Origin of the sequence: Paracoccus halophilus, assembly GCF_000763905.1 — a bacterium.
GTDB classification, from domain to species: domain Bacteria; phylum Pseudomonadota; class Alphaproteobacteria; order Rhodobacterales; family Rhodobacteraceae; genus Paracoccus; species Paracoccus halophilus.
The window spans coordinates 21938-33854 of the sequence record NZ_JRKN01000004.1; the positions used below are offsets into that span (position 1 = coordinate 21938).

Genomic DNA, 11917 nt, shown 5'->3' on the forward strand with positions numbered 1-11917 from the left:
CATCGGCGCTATTCGACCACGATGCCCGGCGGGCCCGCCTCGGCGCTGCCGATGATCGTGGCCAGCGGAAAGCCCGCCGCGCGCAACTCGTCCAGAAGCTGCCCCGCGGCCGGCGCGGCGCAGGCGATCAGCAGCCCGCCGGAGGTCTGCGGATCGGTCAGCAGCGCCCTTTTCCAGATGGGCAGCCCCTCGGGCAAGGTCACCTCGGCGCCATAGGCCGCCCAGTTCCGGGTCGAGGCTCCGGTGGCGAATCCCGCCTCGGCCAGTTCGGCGGCGCGCGACAGCAGCGGCAGATCGTTCAGCCGCAACCGCAGCCGCAGCCCGGCGCCACGGGCGACTTCCAGCCCATGGCCCAGAATGCCGAAGCCGGTGACATCGGTGATGGCATGGACATCGTCGCGTTTCGCCAGATCGGTGCCGATCCGGTTCAGCCGGGTGGCGCTGGCGACCATTTCGGCCAGCCCCTCGGCGTCCAGCGCGCCTTTCTTGATCGCGGCGGAATAGATGCCGATGCCCAGCCCCTTGGTCAGGATCAGCGCGTCGCCCGGTCGCGCATCGGCATTGCGGCGCAGCTCGGACGGGTGGCACAGCCCGATCACGGCAAGGCCATAGATCGGCTCGGGCGCGTCGATGGAATGACCGCCGGCGACCGGGATGCCGGCCTCGGCGCAGATCTCGCGCCCGCCCTCAAGGATCTGGCGGATCTGTTCGGGCGCCAGCTTGTCGATGGGCATGCCCAGGATCGCCAGCGCCATGATCGGCCTTCCGCCCATGGCATAGATGTCGGAAATCGCGTTGGTCGCCGCGATACGTCCGAAATCGCGCGGATCGTCGACCATCGGCATGAAGAAATCCGTGGTAGCGATGACGCAGGTCTGCGCGTCCACCTGCCAGACGGCGGCATCGTCGGCGGTCTCGGTCCCGACCAGAAGCTGCGGAAAGGCCTGTGCCACGGGCTGGCCGGCCAGCAATTCGCGCAGCACCGAGGGCGCCAGCTTGCAGCCGCAGCCGCCGCCATGGGCAAGCGATGTCAGTCTGGGGTGTTCGTTCATGGCCCTGTCCCTGCTGTTCGTCGGCCGGCGCCATGAAGGCGGCGTCCGGGCCGCGTTCAGAAATCGACGCAGAGGCCCTTTTTCTCGTAATCGCCGTAGCGCACCGGCTCGGGGCCGTCGCGGCCGCCCAGTTCGACCGGCAGGTTCATGGGCGCGGCGGCCCGGCGGCGGGCTTCGGCCTCGTCCAGCGCGCGCTGTGCGGCGGGCGGCAGATCCTTGCGTTCGGTCATGGCGGTTATCCCTGCATCAGGCTAGATGGGGTCAATCTAGGCAAGGGGCGGGCATTGGACAAGTCGCAGGGCAAAAAGGTCGGGAACGCCGCGCGGGCAGGGGCGCTGCAATTGCTGGCCGCGATCGACGATGGCGCGACGCTGGACGAGGCCGCTGCCCTGAACGGGCAGCTCGCGCCCGCCGACCGCGCCCGCGCCCGCCGCCTGGCGCTTGAGACGCTGCGTCGCCGCGACCGCGCCGACGCGCTGCTGGCGCCCATGCTGGCGCGGCGTCCGCGCCCCGAGATCATGCGCATCCTGCGCCTCGCCACCGTCGAGATGCTGGCGCTGGACGAGGCCGCGCATGGCGTCGTCAATACCTATGTCGGCCTCACGCGCGCCTCGGGTCGCAAGGGGCAGGCGGCGGCGGGCATGGTGAACGCGGTGCTGCGCAGGGTCGCCCAAGGGGCCGCGGCATGGGCGGATCTGCCGCCGCAGCCCATGCCCGGCTGGCTGCGCGGGCCGGTAGTCGCGACATGGGGCGAGGCGACCGCCCTGGCCATCGAGGCCGCGCATGAGCTGGGCGCGCCGCTGGACCTGACCCCGAATCCCGCCGGCAAGGGGCCGGTGCCGGGCACGGGTTTGCCCTCGGGCTCGCATCGCCTGCCCGCCGGGACGCAGGTCAGCGCGCTGCCGGGCTATGACAGCGGCGACTGGTGGGTGCAGGACGCGGCCGCCGCCATGGCCGTGCCGCTGCTGGACCCGCGTCCGGGCGAGCGGATCGCCGATCTTTGCGCCGCGCCGGGGGGCAAGACGCTGCAGCTGGCGGCCGCCGGGGCGCAGGTCACGGCACTGGATATCTCCGAATCAAGGCTGGCCCGCGTGGCGGAGAACCTGGCGCGCTGCGGCTTCAGCGCGCAACTGGTGACGGCAGATGCGCTGACCTGGCGTCCGGATCGGCCGCTGGATGCGGTGCTGCTGGATGCGCCCTGTTCGGCCACCGGCACGATTCGCCGCCACCCCGAACTGCCCCGGCTGCGCGACGGCGCCGGGCTGGACGGGCTGACCGATCTGCAGGCCCGGCTGATCGATCATGCGTTAAGCATTCTGAAACCCGGAGGGCGTATGGTCTATGCCACATGTTCCCTCCTGCCGGCCGAGGGTGAAGACCAGCTTGCCGCCGCGCTTGGCCGCCACCCCGATGTGACGGTCGAACCCTTGCGGGCGTCCTTTGTCCAGCCCGGCTGGATCACGGCGCAGGGCGGGTTGCGGTTGCGTCCCGACCTGTGGCCCGAACGCGGCGGCATGGACGGGTTCTTCATCGCGTGCTTGCGAAAATCTGCCTAACGGACCTAAGGTTGCGCCATTTCAACATTCGCCTCGCCATGACCGATACGACCGTCGCGCCCAGGGGCTTTCTGCGCCGCCCCGAACCCAAGGCCATCGGCCATTCCGGCCGGGGCGAGCAGATCGTCGCGGGCGAGCTGCATCTTGGCGGCATCACCCTGACCGGCGATTTCTTTGCCGCCGATCCGCCGCCGACCGTGGCGGCCGAACTTCACGGTTTCGGCTGGCTCGACGATCTGGCGGCGGTCGGCTCGCCCAAGGCGCGTGCGATCGCACAGGATCATGTCCTGCGCTGGCTGCGCAAATATCGCGTGCCGCATGGCGACCGCGTCGAATGGCTGCCCGAAGTGGCCGGCCGCCGTGTGCTGCGCTGGATCTTTCATGCCGGGATGGTGCTGCCGGGTCTGGATCGTGACGGGGCCGGGCCCTATTTCCGGGCGCTGGACCTGCATCTGAACCATTTGCGCGGCAGCTGGTATGACGCGGTGGACGGGATCGACCGGCTTGAGGCCCTGGCCGGGCTTGCCATCGGGGCCATGTATCTGCGCGACCGCCAGCCGGTCGCGACGCCTGCCCTGATCGCGCTGGCCGAAGAGGCCGATGCCATGGGCGTGGATACGCTGGCCGAATCGCGCGCGCCCGAAACCCTGCTCGAGGCGATGGCGCTGCTGGTCTGGGCGCAGGAGGTCGCGACCGAGATCGGGCTTGACGCGCCGCCGGAACTGGCGGCGATCATTTCCCAGATCGCGCCGATCCTGCGCGCCCTGCGCCATGCGGATGGCGGGTTGCCCAGTTTTCATGGCGGCGGGCGCGGCGCTGCGGGGCGACTGGATCGCTGCCTGCGCGCCTCGGACGGGGCGGCGCTGCCGTCGCACGGGCTGGCCATGGGTTATGCGCGCATGGCGCGGTCGCGCACGACGCTGATCCTCGATGCGGCCGCGCCTCCGGGCGGGCCGGCGGCGGTGCGCGCCCATGCCTCGACGCTGGGCTTCGAGCTGACGGTGCAGCGCCAGCCGCTGATCATCAATTGCGGCCCCGGCGATGGGTTCGGCCCGCTTTGGGCCAAGGCCAGCCGCGCCACGGCCTGCCATTCGGCGCTGTGCTTGGCGGGGCTGTCCTCGTCGCGGCTGAACCCCAACCGGCAAGAGGGTGAGCCCGATACCCTGACCGAGCGTCCCGATCTTGTCTGGGCCGGCGATTGCGATGCCTTGGGCAACCTGACCGCGCCCGATTGCGGCCCGGCCCATTCGCCCGAACCCGCGCATCTGCTGTCGGGTCACGACGGCTGGCTGGCCAGCCACGGGCTGACCCATCTGCGCGAATTATGGCTGCAGCCGGACGGCATGTCCCTGCGGGGCGAGGATTCGCTGGCGGCGCTGGACGCGAGCGCCCAGGCCCGGCTGAACCAGATACTTCCCGAGGCGGGGCTGGCCTTCGACATCCGCTTTCACCTGCATCCCGATATTCAGGCACGCATGCATGGGCCAGAGGCGCATCTGACCCTGCCGAATGGCGAGGAATGGCGCCTTTCCCATGACGGCGTGGGCGCCGCCCGGCTGGAGGCGTCATGCCTGCTGGATCGGGCGCTTGCGGCGCCGCGGCCGTCGCAGCAGGTCGTGATCTCTGCGGCCTTGCAGGGGCGGGCGATTCAGATCGGCTGGACCTTGGCGCGTTCCGGGGTTAGGTGACGGGCAGAATTCGCGATCCATGACGGGACCCTGACCGATGACCGACCGCATTCCGCTGAAGCGCGCGCTGATTTCCGTTTCCGACAAGACGGGGCTCATCGATTTCGCCAGGGCACTGGCCGCGCGCGGGGTCGAACTTCTGTCCACCGGCGGCACCGCCAAGGCGTTGCGCGAGGCGGGTCTGACGGTGCGCGACGTTGCCGATGCCACCGGCTTTCCCGAAATGATGGACGGCCGCGTCAAGACGCTGCACCCGGCCGTGCATGGCGGCTTGCTGGCCCTGCGCGACAATGAGGAGCACATGGTGGCGGCGCGGTCGCACGGGATCGCAATGATCGATCTGCTGGTGGTGAACCTCTACCCGTTCGAGGAAACCGTGGCCAAGGGCGCGGACTATGCCGATTGCATCGAGAATATCGATATCGGCGGCCCGGCGATGATCCGCGCGGCGGCCAAGAACCACGCCTTTGTCACCACCATCGTCGATGTCGGGGATTATGCCGCCCTGCTGGCCGAGATGGATGAAAACGACGACGCGACCAGCCATGCGTTTCGTCAGCATCAGGCGCAGATCGCCTATGCTCGCACGGCGGCCTATGACGCGGCGGTCTCGGGCTGGATGGCGCAGGCGGTTGGCGAGGATACGCCCCGTCGCCGCAGCTTTGCCGGCACCCTGGCGCAGCCCCTGCGCTATGGCGAGAACCCGCATCAGGCGGCGGCCTTTTATCGCGACGGTTCGGACCGGCCGGGCGTGGCGAGCGCGAAACAATGGCAGGGCAAGGAACTGTCCTACAACAATATCAACGATACCGATGCGGCCTTTGAACTGGTCGCGGAATTCGACCCGGCCGAGGGGCCGGCCGTCGCGATCATCAAGCACGCCAATCCCTGCGGCGTGGCGCGCGGCGCATCGGCGGTCGAGGCATATCGCCGCGCCTATGATTGCGACCGGACCTCGGCCTTTGGCGGGATCGTTGCGCTGAACACGGTGCTGGACGGCGAAACCGCCCGCGCGATCACCGAGATATTCACCGAGGTCGTCATCGCGCCAGGAGCCAGCGACGAGGCGCGCGAGGTCTTTGCCGCCAAGAAAAACCTGCGCCTGCTGACCACCGGCGGGCTGCCCGATGCCGGCGCGGCCGGTCTGGCCTTCCGCCAGGTCGCCGGCGGGTTTCTGGTGCAGGGCCGCGACAATGCCCGCATGACGCGCGCCGATCTGAAGGTGGTGACCCGGCGCCAGCCCTCGGAACAGGAGCTGGGCGACCTGCTTTTCGCCTGGAGCGTGGCGAAACACGTGAAATCGAACGCCATCGTCTATGCCCGCGACATGGCCACGGTGGGCATCGGCGCCGGCCAGATGAGCCGGATCGATTCGACCCGTATCGGCAAGCGCAAATCCGAGGACATGGCCGAGGCTCTGGGGCTTGATCAGGCGCTGACCATTGGCTCGGCTGTCGCCTCGGACGCATTCTTTCCCTTTGCCGACGGGATCGAGGCGCTGGCGGCCGCCGGCGCCAGGGCGGTGATCCAGCCCGGCGGCTCGATGCGCGACGATGAGGTGATCGAGGCCGCCGACCGTTTGGGTCTGGCCATGGTTTTCACCGGTCAACGCCATTTCCGCCACTGATGACAGCGACATCCGACAAGACCCGCAAGGCCCCCGCCAGACGCCGCAGCCGCAAGAAGCCGCCGCCGCGCATCTGGCGCAATGTCGGCCTGACCGCGGCGCTGATCTTCGTGCTGGATCAGGCGCTGAAATATCTGGTCGTGCATATGCTGCGACTGGATCAGCTGCGCGAAATCAACGTGCTGGATCCCTGGCTCAACCTGCGCATGGCGTGGAATCAGGGCATGAATTTCGGCATGTTCGCCAGCGAGCAGGACGGAACGCGCTGGATCCTGATCGGCATCGCCCTTGCGGTCTGCCTGTGGGTCGCGATCTGGGTCGGGCGCTCGAAACCTTCGGTTTTCGCGCAGATCTCTGCCGGGTTGCTGATCGGCGGAGCGCTTGGCAATGTCGTGGACCGGGTGCTTTATGGCGCGGTCGCGGATTTTCTGAACATGTCGCTGCCGAACTGGCGCAATCCCTACAGCTTCAATGTGGCCGATATCACCATTTTCCTGGGCGCAATCGGGCTGGTGCTGCAGCCCCCGGAAAAAAAGCCCGTGCCCCGCAAACGCAAGCCCGCCACCCGGACGCAGGTGGCAGCACCCCGCCCGGAACCGGCCGAGGCACAGGCCGAATTGCCGTTTGAAGACAAGACCCGTGACGAGGCCGGGAATTCGCGTTAGAACGGCGCCACCAGAATGTGAGGGACCAAGATGCGGGTGATCGCGCTGACCATGACCATGCTGCTGCTGACCGCCTGCAGCAGCGATCCCCGTCTGATGAATACCAATGCCGGCCAGGACGGGCCGGACGAATTCGGCATCGTGCCGACCAAACCCCTGCAGATGCCCGAGGATCTGAATATCCTGCCCGCGCCGACGCCGGGCGGCGGCAATATCACCGACGCCACGCCGATGGGCGATGCGGTTGCCGCGCTTGGCGGCAATCCCGAACGGCTGGCGGTGCAGGGAATCGGTGCCTCGGATGGCGGGCTGGTCAGCTATGTCTCGCGCTTTGGTCGTGATCCGGCGATCCGGCAGGTGACCGCGCAGGAGGATGTCGAATGGCGCAGCCGCCACTCGCGCCGCCTGCTGGAGGTCTGGGCCCGCACCAATGTCTATTACCGTGCCTATGAGCCGATGACGCTGGACAGCTGGGCCGAGCTGGAGCGCTGGCGCCCGACCGGCGTGCGGCTGCCGGCAGCGCCCCCGCGCAATCGCGGCGAGCCGTTGGCGCGCCCCACCGATAACGCGCCGAGGCTTCAGGGTGACTGATCGGGCCGCCCCGGCTTCCCGGACGATCACGCGGCGGATCACGTTTAGATGACGGGCAACGGGCTTGCGCGCCAGACCGCCTCGGGGCAGGGTCTGGCCGCGACCCGGAACCGGAGCATGCCCATGATACGACCCGTCCGCCTGGCCCCCTTGGCGCTGCTGTTGGCCGCGACCCCGGCCTTGGCTGAGATGCCCAAGGGAATCAGCAGCTTTACCTTGGATAACGGCCTTGAGGCCGTGGTGATCGAGGATCGCCGCGCGCCGGTCGTGGTCCAGATGCTGTGGTACCGGATCGGTTCGGCCGACGAACAGCCGGGCAAGTCGGGGCTTGCGCATTACCTCGAGCATCTGATGTTCAAGGGCACCGACAAGCTGGAGGCCGGCGAGCTTTCCAGGACGGTGACCGCCAATGGCGGCATGGACAACGCCTTTACCAGCTATGATTTCACCGCCTATTTCCAGCGAATCGCCAGCGATCGCCTGCCGCTGATCATGGAGATGGAGGCCGACCGCATGGCCAATCTGCGGATCGGCGAAGACGACTGGCAGGCCGAGCGTCAGGTCGTGCTCGAGGAGCGCTCGCAGCGCACCGACAGCGATCCCGGCGCGCAGTTCTCCGAGGAACGCGGTGCGCTGCAATTCTACAATCACCCTTACGGCCGCCCGGTCATCGGCTGGCGGCAGGAGATGGAGGGCCTCACGCGCGAGGACGCCATCGCCTGGTATGACAGCTATTACGCGCCCAATCAGGCCGTGCTGATCATCGCGGGCGATGTGACGGCGGAACGCGCGAGGGAACTGGCCGAGGAATATTACGGCCCGATCCCGGCCCGTTCCGACACCGCCCGCCAGCCGCGCCCGCAGGAGCCGGTGAAATATGCCGCGCGCCGGATCGAGCGCAGCGACCCGCGCGTCGCGCAACCGGTCCTGACCCGCACCACCCTGGCGACCGAGCGCAATCCGGGCGATCAGACGGCCGCGGCCGCGCTGACCGTGCTGGCCGAATTGCTGGGCGGCTCGGCCCAGACCTCGGTGCTGGCGCGCGATCTGGTGCTCACCGGCAAGGCGCTTTACGTCAACGCCTCTTATGACGGGCTGACGGTCGACCCGACCAGCTTCGGCATTTCGCTGGTGCCTGCGCCGGGTGTCGCGAATGTGGATGCCGAGGCGGCGCTGGACGCGGCGCTGGCGAAATTCCTGGCCGATGGTCCCGACCCGGCGCAGTTGGAACGGGTCAAGACGCAGATCCGGGCCGCGCAAATCTATGCCCGGGATTCGGCTCATGGCCGCGCCTATGAATACGGCCAGGGCCTGTCCATCGGCCTGTCGGTCGAGGATGTGAACTCATGGCCCGATATTCTGGCCGCCGTCACCGCCGGGGATATCCGCGCCGCGGCCCGGGAGGTGCTGGCCGACAAGGTGAACGTGACCGGCTGGCTGCTGCCCCAGCCACCGGACGGCGGGGCGCAGGCTGCGGCCCCGGCCGGCCCGGAGCCCGTTTCCGCCAATCCGGGGGACAGTGAATGATTCGCGCATTTGCCGCCTTTCTTTTCGTGGCGCTGGCCAGCCTGCCCGCCCGCGCCATCGATATCCAGGAAATCACCTCGCCCGGCGGCATCGAGGCCTGGCTGGTCGAGGACGGCTCGATCCCCTTTACCGCGCTGACCCTGATGTTCCGGGGCGGCGCCAGCCTGGACGCGCCCGGCAAGCGCGGCGCCATCAACCTGATGACCGCCCTGCTCGAAGAGGGCGCCGGCGACATGGAATCGGTCCAGTTCGCCGAAGCGGTCGAAGGTCTGGGCGCGCGGGTCGGTTTCAGCGTGGGCGATGACGCGCTGACCGTCACCGCCCGCGCGTTGACCGAAAATCGCGATCAGGTCGCGGATCTGCTGCGTCTGGCCCTGACCGAGCCGCGTTTCGATGCCGACGCGGTCGAGCGGGTGCGCGCGCAGGTGCAGGCCGTGATTCGGTCCGAGAGCACCGATCCGCAATCCATCGCCGCCAAGGAACTCGCGCGGCAGGCCTGGGGCGAGCATCCCTATGCGACCTCGATCAACGGCACGGCCGAATCGGTTGCCGCGCTGACCCGCGACGATCTGGTCGCGGCCCGGGAGCGCATCCTCGCCCGCGACCGGGTCATCGTGGCCGCCGCCGGCGACATTTCGGCCGCGGAACTGGGGCTGCTGATCGACCGGATTCTGGGCGATCTGCCGGAAATCGGCTCGGCTCCCTTGCCCGCGCAGGCCCAGCTGCAACTGACCGGCGGCGTCACGGTGATCGACTGGGACAGCCCGCAGACCGTGGTGAGCTTCGCCCAGCCCGGCCTGCCCATGTCCGACCCGGATTACTTCGCTGCCGTGGTGGCCGATCACATCCTGGGCGGCGGCGGATTCTCGTCGCGCCTGATGGAGCAGATCCGCGAAAAGCGCGGGCTGACCTATGGCGTCGGCACCGCGCTGGCCAATGGCGTCTATGGCGAGACCTGGCGCGGCGGCATGGCCAGCGCCAATGGCAAGGTGGCCGAGGCCATCGACCTGATCCGCCAGGAATGGGACCGTCTGGCCGAGGGTGGCGTGAGCGAGCGGGAACTGACCGACGCCAAGACCTATCTGACCGGCGAATATCCCTTGCGCTTCAATGGCAACAACCGGATCGCCGGCATTCTGGCGGGCATGCAGCTGATCGGGCTGCCCGCCGATTACGTCAATATCCGCAACAGCAGGGTCGAGGCCGTCACGGCCGAGGATGTCGCCCGCGTCGCCAAAAGGCTGTTGCGCTCCGACCGGATCCGTTTCGTGCTGGTCGGCCGCCCCGAAGGCATCGCCGCCAGCGAGTGACGAATCCTTTGCCCGTCACCGGGAAACTGCTAGATATGGGGGTATGAACAGTCATGCCCCCAATATCCGCGCTGAACCGCGCCCGGTCATTCGGCAATTGGACGAATCCGCCGCCAACCGCATCGCCGCTGGCGAGGTGGTCGAGCGCCCGGCCTCGGCGGTCAAGGAACTGGTCGAGAATGCGCTGGATGCCGGCGCCACCCGGATCGAGGTCGCGATTGCCAAGGGTGGCAAGGCGCTGATCCGCGTCAGCGATGACGGCTGCGGCATGACGCCCGAGGATCTGCCGCTGGCGCTGGCCCGACATGCCACCTCGAAAATCGACGGCAGCGATCTGCTGGATATCCGCAGCTTCGGCTTTCGCGGCGAGGCCCTGCCCAGCCTTGGCGCGGTCGGCCGGCTTGTGATCACAAGCCGCGTGCAGGGCGGCGATGCCGCGCAAATCACCGTGTCGGGCGGGCGGATCGGGCCGGTCAGGCCCGCCGCCGGCAATCGCGGCACCACGGTCGAGCTGCGCGACCTGTTCTTTGCCACGCCGGCGCGGCTGAAATTCCTGCGCACCGACCGGGCGGAAACCCAGGCCGTCGCCGATACGATCCGCCGCCTCGCGATGGCCGAGCCCTATGTCGGCTTTTCGCTGACCGACGAGGATGAGGGCCGCATCCTGTTTCGCGCCGATGCCGAACAGGGTGAGCTGTTCGGTGCCTTGCAGACCCGGCTTGGCCGGGTCATGGGCCGCGACTTCATCGAGAACGCCCTGCCCATCGACGCCACCCGCGACGGCATCACCCTGACCGGCTTTGCCGCCTTGCCCACCTATTCGCGCGGCGCGGCGGTGGCGCAGCATCTTTATGTCAACGGCCGGCCGGTCCGGGACAAGCTGCTGACCGGCGCCCTGCGCGCGGGCTATATGGATGTGCTGGCCCCGGGGCGGCATCCGGCGGCGGTGCTGTTCGTCACCTGCGAGCCGCATCAGGTCGATGTGAATGTCCACCCCGCCAAGGCCGAGGTCCGCTTTCGCGAGCCTGCCATCGCCCGCGGGCTGGTGGTTGCCGCGCTGCGCCATGCGCTGGCGGGGGCGGGGCATCGCGCCTCATCGACCGTGGCGGCCGCCGCCCTGGGGGCAGCGCGCCCCGAACCCGATGCGCGCCCCCGTGCCTATCAGGCGGATTACCGGCCCGGCGGATATGCCGCGCCGCGCCCCTCGGCCCCGGCCATCGCCGCGAGCCTGGCCTTTCAGGCCCCCGGTTTTGCCGAAGCCCCGACCGGCCGCGTCGAGCCCGATCCCCAGATCGCGCCCGGCCCCGATGCGCCGCTGGGCGCGGCCCGCGCGCAGTTGCATGAAAACTGGATCATCGCCCAGACCGCGACGGGCATTGTCATCGTCGATCAGCATGCCGCGCATGAGCGGCTGGTCTATGAACGGCTCAAGGCGCAGGCGGCCGAGAACGGCATCGCGAGCCAGGCCCTGCTGATCCCCGAGATCGTCGAGCTTTCCGAAGCCGATGCCGCCCGCATCCTGTCCATCGCCGATGATCTGGCCGCTCTGGGTCTGGTGATCGAGCCCTTTGGCGGCGGCGCGATCGCGGTGCGCGAGGTGCCGGCGCTGATCAGGCAGATCGACGCGCCGCGCCTGATTCGCGATATTCTGGACGACCTTGAGGATCAGGGGGCGTCCGACCGGCTGCGCGCGCGGGTGGATGCGGTCCTGTCCTCGATGGCCTGCCACGGCTCGGTCCGCTCGGGCCGGCGGATGAATGCGGATGAAATGAACGCCTTGCTGCGCGAAATGGAGCGCGTGCCGAAATCCGGTCAGTGCAACCATGGCCGCCCGACCTGGATCGAGCTTAAACTGGCCGATATCGAACGTCTTTTCGGACGCAGCGGTTGATCTGGCGCAT

Annotated in this window: 10 protein-coding genes; 8 read left to right on the plus strand and 2 right to left on the minus strand. The window is 68.7% G+C overall.

Annotated elements, in window-relative coordinates; genetic code table 11:
• Positions 1–8: 8 nt before the first annotated feature.
• A complete protein-coding gene (gene selD / locus IT41_RS03760) occupies positions 9–1052 on the minus strand; it encodes a selenide, water dikinase SelD (RefSeq protein WP_036738876.1) in 1044 nt (347 codons plus the stop codon).
• 56 nt (positions 1053–1108) lie between these two features.
• A complete protein-coding gene (locus tag IT41_RS21470) occupies positions 1109–1282 on the minus strand; it encodes a DUF1674 domain-containing protein (RefSeq protein WP_036738877.1) in 174 nt (57 codons plus the stop codon).
• Positions 1283–1336: 54 nt separating this feature from the next.
• Between IT41_RS21470 and IT41_RS03770 the strand changes: the two genes are divergently transcribed.
• The 8 genes from IT41_RS03770 to mutL all read left to right on the plus strand — a co-directional run bounded on the left by IT41_RS03770 (position 1337) and on the right by mutL (position 11907).
• On the plus strand, positions 1337–2608 hold the full coding sequence (locus IT41_RS03770) for an RsmB/NOP family class I SAM-dependent RNA methyltransferase (RefSeq protein WP_036738878.1): 1272 nt from the start codon (positions 1337–1339) through the stop codon (positions 2606–2608).
• A 38-nt stretch (positions 2609–2646) separates the two neighbouring features.
• On the plus strand, positions 2647–4296 hold the full coding sequence (locus IT41_RS03775; RefSeq protein ID WP_036738879.1) for a heparinase II/III family protein: 1650 nt from the start codon (positions 2647–2649) through the stop codon (positions 4294–4296).
• Between the two features lie 37 nt (positions 4297–4333).
• Positions 4334–5923, plus strand: coding sequence for a bifunctional phosphoribosylaminoimidazolecarboxamide formyltransferase/IMP cyclohydrolase (gene purH, locus IT41_RS03780; protein WP_036738880.1), 1590 nt, complete (start codon positions 4334–4336; stop codon positions 5921–5923).
• Positions 5923–6588, plus strand: a complete 666-nt coding sequence (lspA, locus tag IT41_RS03785; protein WP_052081263.1) for a signal peptidase II — start codon at positions 5923–5925, stop codon at positions 6586–6588. Before purH ends, lspA begins: the two co-directional genes overlap by 1 nt.
• Positions 6589–6618: 30 nt before the next feature.
• Complete coding sequence (locus IT41_RS03790; protein WP_036738881.1) at positions 6619–7179, plus strand: DUF3035 domain-containing protein; 561 nt, start codon at positions 6619–6621, stop codon at positions 7177–7179.
• Positions 7180–7302: 123 nt separating this feature from the next.
• On the plus strand, positions 7303–8706 hold the full coding sequence (locus IT41_RS03795) for a M16 family metallopeptidase (RefSeq protein ID WP_036739075.1): 1404 nt from the start codon (positions 7303–7305) through the stop codon (positions 8704–8706).
• Positions 8703–10016: a M16 family metallopeptidase gene (locus tag IT41_RS03800; protein ID WP_081967452.1), complete on the plus strand. Its 1314-nt coding sequence runs from the start codon at positions 8703–8705 to the stop codon at positions 10014–10016. The genes IT41_RS03795 and IT41_RS03800 overlap by 4 nt, the downstream gene beginning before the upstream one ends.
• A gap of 43 nt (positions 10017–10059) precedes the next feature.
• Positions 10060–11907 (plus strand): DNA mismatch repair endonuclease MutL, encoded by a 1848-nt coding sequence (mutL, locus tag IT41_RS03805; RefSeq protein WP_036738882.1) that lies wholly within the window; start codon positions 10060–10062, stop codon positions 11905–11907.
• The last annotated feature ends 10 nt before the right edge of the window (positions 11908–11917 follow it).

Excerpts from the sequence above, each read along its gene's own strand:
- IT41_RS03790 (WP_036738881.1), top strand. The coding sequence starts at position 6,619 with ATGCGGGTGATCGCGCTGACCATGACCATGCTGCTGCTGACCGCCTGC.
- IT41_RS21470 (WP_036738877.1), bottom strand. The coding sequence starts at position 1,282 with ATGACCGAACGCAAGGATCTGCCGCCCGCCGCACAGCGCGCGCTGGAC.
- selD (WP_036738876.1), bottom strand. The coding sequence starts at position 1,052 with ATGAACGAACACCCCAGACTGACATCGCTTGCCCATGGCGGCGGCTGC.
- IT41_RS03800 (WP_081967452.1), top strand. The coding sequence starts at position 8,703 with ATGATTCGCGCATTTGCCGCCTTTCTTTTCGTGGCGCTGGCCAGCCTG.
- lspA (WP_052081263.1), top strand. The coding sequence starts at position 5,923 with ATGACAGCGACATCCGACAAGACCCGCAAGGCCCCCGCCAGACGCCGC.
- purH (WP_036738880.1), top strand. The coding sequence starts at position 4,334 with ATGACCGACCGCATTCCGCTGAAGCGCGCGCTGATTTCCGTTTCCGAC.
- mutL (WP_036738882.1), top strand. The coding sequence starts at position 10,060 with ATGAACAGTCATGCCCCCAATATCCGCGCTGAACCGCGCCCGGTCATT.
- IT41_RS03775 (WP_036738879.1), top strand. The coding sequence starts at position 2,647 with ATGACCGATACGACCGTCGCGCCCAGGGGCTTTCTGCGCCGCCCCGAA.
- IT41_RS03795 (WP_036739075.1), top strand. The coding sequence starts at position 7,303 with ATGATACGACCCGTCCGCCTGGCCCCCTTGGCGCTGCTGTTGGCCGCG.